Source organism: Actinosynnema sp. NPDC020468 (assembly GCF_040642015.1).
Classification (GTDB): Bacteria; Actinomycetota; Actinomycetes; order Mycobacteriales; family Pseudonocardiaceae; genus Actinosynnema.
In genome coordinates, this window is record NZ_JBFAEO010000035.1 from 21916 (window position 1) to 34710 (window position 12795).

The 12795-nt window shown below is 70.9% G+C and carries 18 protein-coding genes and 1 tRNA gene; 9 read left to right on the forward strand and 10 right to left on the reverse strand.

What is annotated here, in order from left to right:
* Positions 1-79: 79 nt before the first annotated feature.
* The gene (locus tag AB0G50_RS23825) at positions 80-496 is read right to left on the reverse strand and encodes a DUF4345 domain-containing protein (protein ID WP_360112292.1); all 417 of its coding nucleotides are present in this window, start codon (positions 494-496) and stop codon (positions 80-82) included.
* A gap of 88 nt (positions 497-584) precedes the next feature.
* On the opposite strand from AB0G50_RS23825, the gene AB0G50_RS23830 reads away from it, so the two are divergent.
* The 3 genes from AB0G50_RS23830 to AB0G50_RS23840 all read left to right on the forward strand — a co-directional run bounded on the left by AB0G50_RS23830 (position 585) and on the right by AB0G50_RS23840 (position 2397).
* Positions 585-1565, forward strand: coding sequence for an AraC family transcriptional regulator (locus tag AB0G50_RS23830; protein ID WP_360112294.1), 981 nt, complete (start codon positions 585-587; stop codon positions 1563-1565).
* A tRNA-Arg gene (locus AB0G50_RS23835) sits at positions 1556-1628 on the forward strand. The genes AB0G50_RS23830 and AB0G50_RS23835 overlap by 10 nt, the downstream gene beginning before the upstream one ends.
* Positions 1629-1821: 193 nt before the next feature.
* Positions 1822-2397 carry a hypothetical protein gene (locus tag AB0G50_RS23840; protein ID WP_360112296.1) on the forward strand — a complete coding sequence of 192 codons (576 nt, stop codon included), beginning with the start codon at positions 1822-1824 and terminating at the stop codon, positions 2395-2397.
* 36 nt (positions 2398-2433) lie between these two features.
* Here the strand turns inward: AB0G50_RS23840 and AB0G50_RS23845 are convergent, their stop codons facing one another.
* On the reverse strand, positions 2434-2703 hold the full coding sequence (locus AB0G50_RS23845) for a hypothetical protein (protein ID WP_360112298.1): 270 nt from the start codon (positions 2701-2703) through the stop codon (positions 2434-2436).
* Positions 2704-3176: 473 nt separating this feature from the next.
* On the opposite strand from AB0G50_RS23845, the gene AB0G50_RS23850 reads away from it, so the two are divergent.
* Complete coding sequence (locus tag AB0G50_RS23850) at positions 3177-3650, forward strand: NUDIX domain-containing protein (protein WP_360112300.1); 474 nt, start codon at positions 3177-3179, stop codon at positions 3648-3650.
* Positions 3651-3716: 66 nt separating this feature from the next.
* On the opposite strand, the gene AB0G50_RS23855 is transcribed toward AB0G50_RS23850, so the two are convergent.
* A complete protein-coding gene (locus AB0G50_RS23855; protein ID WP_360112302.1) occupies positions 3717-4295 on the reverse strand; it encodes an HD domain-containing protein in 579 nt (192 codons plus the stop codon).
* A gap of 272 nt (positions 4296-4567) precedes the next feature.
* On the opposite strand from AB0G50_RS23855, the gene AB0G50_RS23860 reads away from it, so the two are divergent.
* From AB0G50_RS23860 to AB0G50_RS23870, 3 genes are read left to right on the forward strand one after another with little or no spacing between them, the layout of a single operon-like run.
* Positions 4568-5026: a hypothetical protein gene (locus AB0G50_RS23860; protein ID WP_360112304.1), complete on the forward strand. Its 459-nt coding sequence runs from the start codon at positions 4568-4570 to the stop codon at positions 5024-5026.
* Between the two features lie 3 nt (positions 5027-5029).
* Entirely contained in the window at positions 5030-5404 is a 375-nt protein-coding gene (locus tag AB0G50_RS23865; protein ID WP_360112306.1) for a transcriptional regulator, read from the forward strand.
* The gene (locus tag AB0G50_RS23870; RefSeq protein ID WP_360112308.1) at positions 5388-6356 is read left to right on the forward strand and encodes a small ribosomal subunit Rsm22 family protein; all 969 of its coding nucleotides are present in this window, start codon (positions 5388-5390) and stop codon (positions 6354-6356) included. The genes AB0G50_RS23865 and AB0G50_RS23870 overlap by 17 nt, the downstream gene beginning before the upstream one ends.
* A 19-nt stretch (positions 6357-6375) precedes the next feature.
* Here AB0G50_RS23870 and AB0G50_RS23875 read toward each other — a convergent pair whose 3' ends face one another.
* The 4 genes from AB0G50_RS23875 to AB0G50_RS23890 all read right to left on the reverse strand — a co-directional run bounded on the left by AB0G50_RS23875 (position 6376) and on the right by AB0G50_RS23890 (position 9101).
* Positions 6376-7290: a LysR family transcriptional regulator gene (locus tag AB0G50_RS23875; RefSeq protein WP_360112310.1), complete on the reverse strand. Its 915-nt coding sequence runs from the start codon at positions 7288-7290 to the stop codon at positions 6376-6378.
* A gap of 275 nt (positions 7291-7565) precedes the next feature.
* Entirely contained in the window at positions 7566-7865 is a 300-nt protein-coding gene (locus tag AB0G50_RS23880) for a hypothetical protein (RefSeq protein WP_360112312.1), read from the reverse strand.
* Positions 7849-8088, reverse strand: coding sequence for a DUF397 domain-containing protein (locus tag AB0G50_RS23885; RefSeq protein ID WP_360112314.1), 240 nt, complete (start codon positions 8086-8088; stop codon positions 7849-7851). Before AB0G50_RS23885 ends, AB0G50_RS23880 begins: the two co-directional genes overlap by 17 nt.
* Before the next feature lie 134 nt (positions 8089-8222).
* Positions 8223-9101, reverse strand: coding sequence for a helix-turn-helix transcriptional regulator (locus AB0G50_RS23890; protein ID WP_360112316.1), 879 nt, complete (start codon positions 9099-9101; stop codon positions 8223-8225).
* A 224-nt stretch (positions 9102-9325) separates the two neighbouring features.
* On the opposite strand from AB0G50_RS23890, the gene AB0G50_RS23895 reads away from it, so the two are divergent.
* Positions 9326-10156 (forward strand): SAM-dependent methyltransferase, encoded by an 831-nt coding sequence (locus AB0G50_RS23895; protein WP_360112318.1) that lies wholly within the window; start codon positions 9326-9328, stop codon positions 10154-10156.
* Here AB0G50_RS23895 and AB0G50_RS23900 read toward each other — a convergent pair whose 3' ends face one another.
* Positions 10157-10549, reverse strand: coding sequence for a helix-turn-helix domain-containing protein (locus AB0G50_RS23900; protein ID WP_360112320.1), 393 nt, complete (start codon positions 10547-10549; stop codon positions 10157-10159).
* Positions 10550-10600: 51 nt separating this feature from the next.
* Between AB0G50_RS23900 and AB0G50_RS23905 the strand changes: the two genes are divergently transcribed.
* On the forward strand, positions 10601-11209 hold the full coding sequence (locus tag AB0G50_RS23905) for an NAD(P)H-binding protein (RefSeq protein WP_360112322.1): 609 nt from the start codon (positions 10601-10603) through the stop codon (positions 11207-11209).
* Here AB0G50_RS23905 and AB0G50_RS23910 read toward each other — a convergent pair.
* Both AB0G50_RS23910 and AB0G50_RS23915 read right to left on the reverse strand, forming a co-directional pair.
* Entirely contained in the window at positions 11199-11993 is a 795-nt protein-coding gene (locus AB0G50_RS23910) for an alpha/beta hydrolase (RefSeq protein ID WP_360112324.1), read from the reverse strand. The two genes, AB0G50_RS23905 and AB0G50_RS23910, sit on opposite strands and share 11 nt — an antisense overlap.
* A gap of 94 nt (positions 11994-12087) precedes the next feature.
* Entirely contained in the window at positions 12088-12795 is a 708-nt protein-coding gene (locus AB0G50_RS23915) for an SRPBCC domain-containing protein (protein ID WP_360112326.1), read from the reverse strand.

The window sequence follows — 12795 nt, forward strand, 5'->3', positions numbered from 1 at the left end:
TCCTTACCCCACACGTCGGGGGCGCAGTAGGTGGCGTCGCCCACTTCCCCCCAACAGCGGAGGCCTCCCGGTCGGTTCCTCACCGCGGGTGCGACGTCGGGGTCCGGTCGGGTGACGGCACTCCTGAAGCCGGCTTGACCGCCGTCCGCCGCAGGACCGCGGCGCACGCGACGCCGAGCGCGAGTTCCGCGGCGGTGGCGCCGAGCAGTCCGACGCCGGGCGGCCCGTCGAAGGCGATGGCGACCAGCCGCGCGAGGCCGTAGGCGAGGTAGGCGACCGCCGCGACCCGCAGGGCCCGTCGCGGTTCGCGGACCACGCCGCGGGCCACCACCAGCCCGAGCGCGACCAGCAGCCCGCCGGCGGCCCGGACCTCGCTGAGCAGGTCGACGTCGTCGATCTCCACACCGTTGAGCGCGTGGAACCGGACGGGGAACAGCAACTGGGCCGCGCCGATCACCAGGAGCACCAGGGCGGACACCGCGAGCAGAGGTTTCATGCCCGTCAGTCTCGATTCCTGTGCCCGGATCCTGAATGCTCATCCGACCGGTTGATGATGCCGATCGTCCGGGCCTACCGTGCGCGGGGTGGACGACCTGCTTGGTGAGGCACTGCACCACCTGCACCTGACGGGCGCGCTGTACTGCCGCGCCGAGCTGACCGCGCCGTGGGCCGTGGCGGTGCCGCCGATGGGCTCGTACCTGACGTTCCAGGTGGTGACGGCGGGGCGGTGCGTGCTGGAGGTCGGCGGCGAGACGCGGACGTTGACCGAGGGCAGCCTGACCCTGATCCCGCACGGCGCGCCGCACGTGCTGCGCAGCGGGCCGGGCCTGCCGACGACCCCGCTGTTCGACATCCCCGTGGACCGCGTGTCGGACCACTACGAGATCATGCGCCACGGCGGCGGGGGCGCACCGACCCAGCTGACCTACGGCGTCGTCCACTTCGCCCACCCGGCCGCCCACCACCTCCTGGCGCAGCTGCCGGACGTGCTGACGATCGACGCGTGGGACGAGGACACGGAGGCGTGGCTCCACACCACGATCCGCTACATGGCGCACGAGGCGCGGGCGCTGCGCCCGGGCGGCGAGACGGTCATGACGAGACTCGCCGACGTCCTGGTGATCCAGGCCATCAGAACCTGGCTGGCGAGGGCACCGGAGGCCTCGGCCGGCTGGCTCGCCGCCATCCGCGACCCCCACCTGGGCAGGGCCCTGGCAGCCCTGCACCGAACCCCGTCCCACCCGTGGACGGTGGCCACCCTGGCCGCGGAAGCCACCATGTCCCGCTCCACGTTCGCGGCAAAATTCGCGTCCCTGACCGGAATCCCGCCGATGCAGTACCTGACGAGGTGGCGCATGCACACGGCCCGAGCCACCCTCGCCGAGGGCACCACCACGGTCGCCACGACGGCGTCCCGGGTGGGCTACCAGTCGGAGGCGGCGTTCAGCCGGGCGTACAAGCGCACGTTCGGCACACCCCCGAGCACCCACAAGCCGCCGACCCACACCCCCTGGCCCACCACTCCGCCCGCGCTACCGGTACCCTATGAGCTCGCGCCCTCGTAGCTCAGGGGATAGAGCATCGGTTTCCTAAACCGTGTGTCGCAGGTTCGATTCCTGCCGGGGGCACTCACCTTTCGCCGGGTGAATCAGGCACTGAGCAGCGGCAACGCGCTCGGTGCCTGATCTTTTACGTCAGTGCCCATCGGCTGGAACCTGCCGGGGTTCGCGAAGCCACCACGAAACGGATCGCACCCGTCGTCGCCGATCACGACAGCGCGCCTCCCAGACCCGGTGTGCCCTTCGTCACTACTGTCCGACCATGGAACTGCTCAGCCTGCTAGGGCCGCTACTTGCCTCAGGGGTAGCGCTGTTCATCGCTACCAGAGGATGGAAGCGACAAGATCAACGCGACGAGGAAGATCGACAGCACGACAAGAACATCCGGCAAGCCGCACTCCTGGCCGAGCTACTTGAGCTGAGCATCGCGCACGGCGGTATGCCAACCGGAGGGGACGCGCACCGGGCGAAGTCCATCCTGCTTCAGCTTCCGGGCCATCTCGGGGTGATCTTGCGGCCATCCCTGGGGTTGAGTCACACCATGCACGTGCCTCTCGACAAGGCCAGCGCGGCACGACTCCGTCCTGACGAACAACAGGACGCGGGCCTCAAGTGGAAGATCTTCGATCGCGCCTCGCCGATCTCCGGACAGTCGTTCGGTGAACGACCGGACTGGATCGAAGCAGAGATCGCGTACGACATCGCAGGCCTGACCGGTGGGGATCAGGATGCGGTCCTGCAAGCACTCGGCAGGGACCACCGGGACATGAACTCGATCATCCGACACGATTACCAGCAGCTCAAAGGCATCACTTCGAACAGCACTGATGGCGCCTAGGGAGGCACTAGGAGCCATCAGCACGAGTTCGGCTTGTCATACCTCGCGGAACAAGGTCTCGATCTTCTGGTTCACCGCTTCGCGCTGACCGTCGACGCACTTCGCGTACACCCTCAACAGCACCTCCACCGAGTGACCGGCCCGCCTCGCCACCTCGGTGGCCGGCACCCCACCGTTGAGCATCCGCGACAGCGCCGCGTGCCGGAGGTCGTATGGTCGGCTCGCGAGCGGCGAAGCGACTTGAGCGGGCGTCAGGGCATACCGGCGTACTTCGCCCCACACCCGGGAGTAGGTGGACGAGGACACCACCCCACCGTGCGGCGACCGGAACAGCCGCCCACCCGGACCTGTCCCGAACCGGTCGAGGTGGTCCCGCAAGATCCAGACCAAACCGGCGGAATCGGCACCGGCCGCACGTCCTTCACACCACGGTGTTTGAGCCCACGCTGGTCGTGGACGGCGCCGGAGTCCGTCCACCGCTTCCCCGCCGCCGGACGCGACTCGCCGAGCATGAGCAACCCCCAGCCCTCTTCCGGCAGGGTGCAATCGTCCTCGCGAAGCGCCAAGCCTTCGGCGGGTCGGGCAGCCGCGTAGTAGCCGATCGCGAAGAACGCCGCCAAGTGCGCACCCCGGCCGGCGTTGCGCTTACCCACGTAGGTCACCGCGGTCAGCAACTGCGCGATCCGATCCGGATTCGCCAGGTCGGGCGGCGACCTCTTCGAGAGCTTCCAAGGCATCTCGGACACCGCCAAGCCCGCCCCAGTGGTAGGCAGGACGACATGACGCGCACCGACCACTACCACGACCCCGACGCCCCGCGGGCGACGAACATCGTCGTGGCGGTGACCGCGTTCGTCCAGGACACCCGCGGCCGACTGCTCATGATCCGCCGCACCGACAACGACCTGTACTCCATCCCCGGCGGAGCCCAGGACGTCGGCGAGACCATCGGCCACGCCGTCGTGCGCGAGGTCAAGGAGGAAACCGGGCTCGACGTCGAACCCGTCGACCTGATCGGCGTCTACTCCGACCCCGCCCACGTCATCGCCTACACCGACGGCGAAGTCCGCCAGGAATTCTCGATCTGCTTCCGCGCCCGCCCACTCGGCGGCGAGCTGCGCACGAGCACCGAGTCCAGCGAGGTCCTCTGGGTGGCCCGCGAGGAGCTACCAGGCCTGAACGTCCACCCGACGATCCGCCTCCGCGTCGACCACGGCTTCGACCAGCGGCCCAGGCCCTACTTCGCCACCTGACCCCGCTCGCGCAACCGCGGCTCGGTCCGCGAGAACACACCCACAGGCACACGAACCCGGGGCCGATCACCACGCGGTCCGCGGGCGGCCCGGCACACGGGTCAGGTCGCGCAGGCGGTGTTCGGTGCGTTGGACTGCGGCGTAGAGGTCCGCCGAGGCCAGGCGGACGAATTTCACCCTTACGTCGTCCGGGCGGCAGCGTTCCTGGAGTTCGCTGAAGCGTTCGAAGACTCCTACCGGGACGCCGTCGGCCGTGGTGGTCATGTCGGCCCACCACAGGGCGTCCCGGACTGCGGACTCCTCGCACGGCCACGTCGCCAGGTCCGTCGACAGGCCGCGGAGTTCCGCCTCGCGCCACGCGCACGAGTGGTGGGCCACCAGGGCGCACAGGCGCTCGGGGAAGCCCGTGTCCTGGAGGTAGCGGGCGCCGTCGAGGGGGTGGAAGCCCGTCGTGGCCAGTTCCGGGGCGTGGCCGACGTCGTGCAGGACGCCCGCCGCGGTCAGCAGGTCCTGTTCGGTCGGGTCGAACAGCGCGCTCGCCAAGGTCGTCTTCTCCGCCACGCCCCGGGCGTGTGCCCAGCGTCGGGGCAGCGAGTCCGCCAGGCGGCGCTCGGCGACCGCGTACGCCCAAGAAACCAGATCCACCGGCCCACCGTATGCACGGACAACCGGGCTCAGCACCTATCTCCACCCACAAGCGCGAACATGCCGGGAGTCCGGGGCGGTGAGATCGAAGCCGGGCCGCCGACCGGCCGGACCCACCGCGGAACCGGCTTCGTTTGTCCAGGTCACCAGGCATGACGCGGCACCGGGGTGAAGTCCCGAGCGGAGGGTGGCCACCGGCGGCGCGGTCACACCGAGGCTTGTGGGTTTTCGTCCTGGAAAGTACTTTCTCAAGGGAAAGCAGGAGGGGGCGGATGGACGATCCGGAGGACGGGCTCGCCGAGGTGCGACGGCAGCGGGAGGCCATGGGCGCGCGGGTGCGGCTGCCGGTGTGGCACCGGGTGCTGTTCGCGGTGGCCTGGACCGGGGTGTTGCTGGGGCCGTTGTCGGCCAGGGATCACGCGCGGTTGGGGTTGCCCGCGTTTCCCTACTGGTTCCTCACGACGGCCGTGCTGCTCGTGGTGCTGGCGGATTTCCGGCGGCGGTCCGGGTTGCACCTGGTGGTGCGGAGCAGGGCATACCCGGGGCTGCGGCGGATGGTGGTCCCCACCGCGGCGGTGGTCGTCGGGAGTGTCGTCGTGGTGTGGGGGTTGACGGTGCTCCACCTGCCGTACGCGGCCCTGGGGTGCGCGGTGTCGGCGGGTGGGCTGACGGCCCGGCAGGCGTGGAAGGTCAACCAGGCCGTCCGACGTGACGTCCTCGCGGGGAGGTGAGCCTTGTCCGACCTCGATCCGACGATCCACCCGCTGCCTCGGCTCTCGCTGTGCGCGGCGCTGGCGGCCGGGCCCGGGTGGAGTGAGTTCTCCGTCGTGCGCGACACCACCGGGCTCAGCGACTCGGGGCTCTCCAAGCACGCGAAAACCCTGGAGGAAGCCGGATACCTGGCCATTCGCAAGGGGCGCGCCGGGCGGCGGCCCCGCACCTGGCTCCGGTTGACGCCCACCGGGCGGGCGCGGTTCGAGGCGCACGTCGCGGCACTGGGCAGGTTGACCGGCGCGGTGCCGGTGAGTCCACAGGGGACGGACGTACCCGGTTCGCGGGCCGGTGGGCGGGACGCGGCAGAATACGGGGACCATGGCACCGCTACCTGACGATCTCCGGGTCGCGTTGGAGGACACCCTGCGGGGGTTCGACCGGCGGGAGCTCGCGGCCGCCGTCGAGCGGCTCATCGGTCGTTATCGCGAAGGACGGGCGGCGGACTCGGCGATCCTGCGGTCGGCCGTCGACGCCGCCGCGTACGCCGGGTACCGGATGCCCGCCACCTACGCCGCCGTGCGGGCGGTGTTCGGGGAGGTGGCACGGGTCGCGCCCGGGTTCGCGCCGCGGAGCCTCCTCGACGTGGGCGGTGGCACGGGGGCCGCGTTGTGGGCCGCGCGGGACACCTGGGGGTCGGTCGCGGAGTTCGGGGTGCTGGAGCAGGCGCCCGAGGTGGTCGCGCTCGGCAGGCGGTTGGTCGAGCACGCGGACTCGGTGCGGAAGGCGGTGTGGCGGCAGGGACTCATCGACGTCCGCGCGCCCGCGCCCGAGGCGGACCTGGTGACGTTGTCCTACGTGCTCGGCGAACTGCCCGAGGCGGTGCGGGCGGACGTCGTGGAGTGGTTGGCGGGCAAGGCCGACGTGGTCGCGTTGATCGAGCCCGGCACGCCCGGCGGCTACGAGCGGATCGTGGCGGCACGGGACCGGCTGCTCGGGCTCGGGTGGTCGTTGGTGGCGCCGTGCCCGCACGAGCGGGAGTGCCCGGTGCCGCGCGGCAAGGACTGGTGCCACTTCTCGGCGCGGTTGCCCCGGGTCGGCGCGCACCGGACGATCAAGGGCGGCACGCTCAACTTCGAGGACGAGAAGTTCTCCTACGTGGTGGCGTCGCGGACACCGTCGGGGCGGGCCGCGAACCGGGTCCTGCGGCACCCGGTGAAGCGCAAGGGGCTCGTGGCGCTGCGGTTGTGCACCGGTGACGACGGGCTCGCCGACGTGAACGTGACGAAGCGGCTCGGCGAGCGCTACCACGCGGCGCGCGACGTCGAGTGGGGCGATCCCTGGGAGTGACCACCGGGACGGAAGGCCGTCAGCCCGCGCCGAGCCACCCCGGGTTGCGCTCGAACCAGCCGGGCACGGGGCACGTCGGCCACCGCGCGCGGTAGGCGGCGCGCAGTCCGTCCCGGACCGCCAGGACCCGGTGCCGGGGCAGGGAATCCTTGCCCAGCACCAGGTGTCGGGCCCGCAGCGGCGTGCCGGGCAGGTCCACCACCACGCCCGGCAGCGCGTCGCCGGACAACGCCCGCACCGGCACCACGACCCGCTCGCCGCGCCGCAGCAGCAGGGCCGCGGTCGACCGCTCCGGCACCCGCACCACCGGCGCCCGAATCCCGTGCGCCGCGCACACGTCCACGAGGTGCCGGCCGAACCCGCCGTCGCACCCGGACAGCAGCCACGTGTGTCCCACCAGGTCGGCGAGCCCGGCCCGGCCGGACCCGTCCGGCGTCCGCACGAAGTACGGTTCGACACCGACCTCGACCAGGACAACCCTCGGTGGCACAACACATTCCCGACCCGAAAAGTCCACAAAGGACACCAGGTCCACCCCGCCGGCCACCAGCGCGCGGAGCGCGGCCGACCGGTCGCCCACGACGACCGGGCGCGCGGCACCCGGCACCGCGTCGCCGACCACGTCGACCGGCACGCACGGCGGCACGCCGATCCGCAGCGGCGACCGGTCGTGGAACGCCTCGACCTGGCGGCGCACCGCGTCGAGCCCGGCCAGCACCGCGCGGGCGTGGACGAGGAACTGCCCGCCCAGCGGTGTCGGGGTGGCGCCGTGCCGGCCGCGGACGAACAGCGGGCCGCCCACCACCTGCTCGATCCGGCGCAGCTGGGCGCTCAGCGCCGGCTGCGACAACCCCAGCTCGGCGGCGGCCCTGGTGAGGCTGCCCGCGCGGTCGATGGCGTCCACGAACCGCAGGTGCCGAACCTCCAGGTTCATCCGCCGAGTATGCCGTCGAACAGCTGTTCGAACGCTCCACAGCTGTGCACAACCCTGTGGACAGGCCGAAAAAGCCCAGGTCACGGGGTGTGGCGCGGGGGCCGTCACTGGGGGTTGACGACCCCCGCGCCGAGAAGTCGACGGACGCGGAGCGGCGCTGGGCGGCGAACCGGCACGGGCGCGGGCCGGAACGCGGCGTCGATTCCCAGGTCGTCCGTCGAGGGAGTCCTGGCGGACTCGATTCCCGCCGACGTGGTGCGGGAAGTACTCGTGGGTCAGGCCGTGCGGTCGTCGGGCAGTTCGAGCAGCTCGTCCAGGACGCGCGTCGCCGAACCGCGACGTCGCCACCAGAAGTGCCGCGGCGACAGGATGTCCTGCTCGTCGGCCGGCATCCGCATGGCGAGCGCGTCGTCCTCGTGGTGCAGGCGCACGACGTCGATGACCTTGTCGTGCGCCCGCACTCCCACCACCGCCGCGAGTTCCCCTCTGGCGTCACGGGGGTGGAGGAACCGGAATCCCCTGGCGATCAGTTGGCGCAGTTGCAGAGTCGTCCGGGGGTCACCCGACGAGGTCATCGAACTCGCCGTCCTTGGCCCCGGCGACGAAGGCGGCGATCTCCGCACGCGTGTAGACCAACGCGGGGCCGTCGGGGAACCGGGAGTTGCGCATCGCGATGTCACCACCGGACAGCTCGGCGAGCTCGACGCAGTTGCCCAGCGCGCCACTGCGGGCGCTCTTGCGCCACGTGACACCGGGAAGAGCCGCGGCGGACATACCGTTGCGGGCCGTGATGGCCATACTCGTCACCTACCCAACCGGAGGAGATGCATCTGCACGTGCATCTGGCTGTGCACGGACGGTAGCACTGGGTGCCGGACCGGTAAATGCGCGTCCCGGCGCCGAAAGCGAATCTCCCCCGGACGGACCAGTCCCTACAGGGCCGCCCGGATCTTCAGCAGGATCTGCCTGCTGCGGTCGGGCGTCTCCGCGTCGACGGTCAGCCGATCGAAGACTCGACCGTATATCTCCAGTTCATCCTGCTTGTCGAGGTACAGCGCACCCGAGAGGTGCTCCAGGTAGACGATGTCCGGCAGGTCCGACTCGCCGAACCGCAGCATGGTGAACGGCCCTTCGGCCGCGTAGCCGCTCAGCGAGTAGGGCACGATCTGGAGCGTGATCGGGAATTCCTTGGTCGCGGAGAGCAAGTGGTCGATCTGCCGCAGCAGCACCTCGCGACCGCCGATGGGCCGGTGCAGCACCGACTCGTCGAGCACCGACCACAACCGGGGCGCGCCCGGCCGGCCCATGATCTTCTGCCGCTGCATCCGCAACGTGACCCGGCGGCGGATCTCCGGACCGGCGAGCTCCGGCCTGCCGTGGCTCGCGATCGCCATCGCGTACTCCTCGGTCTGGAGCAGACCGGGCACGAAGTGCGTCTCGTAGCTCAGGATCCGGGTCGCCGCCTCCTCCAGGCCGACGTAGTCCTGGAACCAGTCCGACATCAGGTCGGTGAACCGGTGCCACCAACCGGGTTCGTTGGACCGGCGGACCATCGCGAGGAACTTGTCCCGCACCTCGGGGTCCGTCAGGCCGTACATGGTCAGCAGGTCCGCGACGTCGCGCTCCTTCAGCCCGACGCGGCCCAGCTCCATCCGGCTGATCTTGGACTCGGATCCCCGGATGTTGTACCCGGCGTCGGCGCGGGTGATCTCGACGGATTCGCGGAGTCTTCGCAGCTGCGCGCCCAGGACGATGCGCAGCGCGGTGGGTCCGCTCTCCCGCTCGGTGGCCGCGGAGTCGTCAGTGGCCATCGCCGATCCTCCCGACAGTCATCAGTCGCACGAAACCCCTCCACCCGAACAGCGGTTGTGCCGGAGAGGGCGGAAATCGCATCGTCACTGAACGTACACCCCTGATCATCCACCATCCGTCGCATGCCACTCACTCACACGAAGGACCCATACGCTTACTCTGAGTGGCTTGCGCCGTGGTGCACCCAACACCGCCCCCTAAGTTCCATCTTGCGAGGTCGACAATGCCCGGTCCGGGTTCGGACACCGTCCCCGTCTTCATCGACACCACCAAGGCCAGCATCGCCAGGGTCTACGACGCTTTCCTCAACGGCAAGGACAACTACGAGATCGACCGCGAAGTGCTCCGGCAGGTGCAGCAGGTCGCGCCGGAGGCCGCGACCCTCGCCGTGGACAACCGGAACTTCCTCATCAGGGCTACTCGTTTCGTGGCGAGCCAAACCGGCATCACCCAGTTCCTCGACTGCGGCTCGGGTCTGCCCACCTCCGAGAACACCCACCAGGTGGCCCAGCGAATCAACCCGGACGTACGAGTCGTCTACGTCGACAACGACCCGGTGGTGCTCGCGCACGGCCGGGCGCTGCTCGAGGAGAACGACCACACGCACTTCTCCGCGGCCGACATCTTCAACCCCCGGGAGATCCTGGAGGACGAGGTCGTCCGGCGGCACATCGACTTCACCCAGCCCGTCGCGCTGTTCCAGATGGGCACGTTGCACCACTACAACGGCACGTCGCCGACGCCGCAAGAGATCATGGCCGAGTACATCGAGGCCCTCCCGTCCGGCTCCTACGTCGGCCTGAGCCACTTCTTCGACCCGCAGACCGAGGAACACTCGGCGATCGCGCGGCGCATGGAGGAGACGTTCCTGCACTCGCCCATGGGCAGCGGCAGGTTCGCCACCCTGCCCGAGTTGCGGGGCTTGTTCGAGGGGTTGGAACTGGTCGAGCCCGGACTCGTGATCTGCGCCGACTGGTGGCCCGACGGCCCGCGGCTCAAGCAGCTCGACTCGGTGTCCTACTGCATCGCGGGCGCGGTCGGCCGCAAACCCTGATCAGGGCGCGGCGAGCCTGCTTTCGCCTGGGCGGTGCGAAAGCGGGCTCCGCTCCCGATGTGCCAGCAGATCGGCCAGGTGCGCGGAACTCCACTCGCGCACCGCGCCGATCAGCGCCAGCAGACTGCGGCCCAACGCGGTCAACTCGTATTCCACCCGGGGTGGGTTCTCGTCGAACGCGGTCCTGGTCACCAGGCCGTCGCGTTCCATGGCCTTCAACGTCTCGGTGAGCACCTTCGGCGAGATCCGCTTGAGCGGCACGCGCAGTTCGGTGAACCGGGCCGGGCCGTTCTCCAGGCACAGCACGATCATCGCGGTCCACTTGTCGCCGATCCGGAACGGCAGCGCGCCCGACGGGCAGACGGGGTCGAACATCTCCGGGTCCAGTTGCACGACGCCAGTTTCCTTGAAGTGACCGGTGGTGCGCGACGTACGGTCCGGGACATGGGAAAGCTCGTGGTGTTCGGCGCCGGCGGACGGGCCGGGAAGCTGGTGGTGGCGGAGGCACAGGGCCGCGGGCACGAGGTGACCGCGTTGTCGCGCGCCGAGGGCGACGTGACGGACCTGGACGCGGTGGTCCGCCTGACCGCGGGGCACGACGCGGCGGTGCTCGCGGCGACACCGGCGTCCTCGCCGGCGGAACTGGCCGCCGCGACGTGGGACCGGCGGTTCTTCGTCAAGGCGGCCGACGCCCTGCTCGCGTCCCGGGTGCCGCGGCTGGTGGTGATCGGGTTGTTCGCGAACCTGATCACGCCGTCCAGCGGCCGGGTGCGCGACGACCCGGCGCTGTTCCCGCCGTCCCTCAAGGAGTTCGCGCTCGCGCACGCCGCGGGCGTCGACCGGCTGGCCGCGGCCGACACCGAGGTCGACTGGGTGGTGCTCACCCCGCCGGCCGCGCTGGCCTACGACGGGGTCCGCACGGGGCGCTACCTCACGGGGGGTGAGGTAGCGCCCGCGGGGGGACTGTCCTATTCGGACCTCGCGGTCGCGGTGGTGGACGAGGCGTTCGCCCCGACCCGCCACCGCGTCCTCGTGTCGGTGTTCAGCGGGTGAGGAAGTCGGTCACGGCCGGCGCCAGCGCGTCGGCCTTGACCAGGTGCGTCTGACCGGGCAGCACCAGCAGTTCCGCGTTCGGCAGCACCTCGGCGAGCCGGGCCTGGGCGTTGCGCATGTACTCGGGGCTCTTGGCGCCCGCGACGACCAGTCCGGGCGCCTTGGCGCCGGCGTAGCGGTCGGCGGGCAGCGGCGTGCCGTGCTGGAACTCGCGCACGAACTCGACGTCGTACGGGAGCGTGTGCGCCACCGGCTTGAGCTTCTTCCACGGCGGCAACAGCGGCAGGATCGCGACGAAGAACCCCGGCGTGCCGACCCACCGCATGAACAGCTTCACCGCGTCGCCGCGCCGGTCGGTGTCGACCAGGTCCCGCAGCGTCGCGGGCAGGTCGGCCGGCATCGGCGGGTGGGTGGCGTCCACCACCATCGGCGACTCGTAGACCACGAACTTCTCCGCCGGCACACCGAGGTTCACCGCCTCGGCGACGAGCGTGCCGCCGGAGGAGACACCGACCAGGTGCGCCCGGCCACCCGCCTCCTCGACCAGCGCGGCGAGGTCCTCGACCTCGCGCTCCCTGGCGTACGGCGCCGTGTCGCCGCTCTCGCCGCGTCCGCGCCGGTCGTAGGTGTAGACCGTGAACCGGTCCTCCAGGGCCTGCGCGAGCTTCTCCAGCGGCCCGAAGGCGCGGTAGCACATCGCGCCGTCCACCAGGACCACCGCGGGCCCGGAGCCCCGGCGGGTGTACCCGATCGTCGTGCCGTCCTGCGACCTGACCTGTCCCATCGTCCTCACACCTCGTCACGCGGTTCGAACCGGACGGCGGTCGCGCGCGGCGCCGCCGGGGCGTTGTCCGTCCACAGAGGACGGTATGGCACGCTCACCCGAGGCCGCCCATCCAGCGCGACCACGACTCCGCGTCCCGGCCGTCGTCGGCGAACACGTGGTGCATGGCCAGCAGCACGCCGGGCATGCCGTGGAAGAACCGGTAGAGCGCGTCGGCGGTCCGGATGCCGACGGTCTTCGCGTTGGCCCAGTACACGACACCCGGCACGCCGTCGACCGTCACCGCGTCGCCGGGCCTCGGCTCGCCCGCCAGACCCAGCGCCGCGCCGAGCCGGGCCCACACCTCGGGGGTCAGCGGCGGTCCGGCGGCGGTCAGCGGGGTGGCGTGCCTGCCCGCGAAGTGGGTCAGGTACTCGACCAGCGTGCGCCGGAACATCTCGCCGCCCGCCAGCATGGCCTCGAACTCGTCCTCCCAGTCGTCGCCGGGCAGGAAGCCGGAGGTGACCACCCGCAGCACCGTGCTGCCCTGATCGCGGGCCTCCACCAGGAACTCGTAGGCCACGAACCGGCCGTCCGGTGCCTTCTCGCCGCCGTACGCGAGGTGCTTGCCGGGTTCCCACGCGGTGATCGGGTGGCTCGGCCGGTAGCCCAGGAACGCGCCCCGGACCGCGGTGCCGGGCTCGACCTCGTTGGCGCCCATGAACCACGAGTCGATGCCGGGTCCGGTCGCGATGGCGTCCCAGACCTGTTCCGGGGTGACGGCCAGGTCGGCCTCGTCGACGTGCTCGAACGCGTGGCCCAC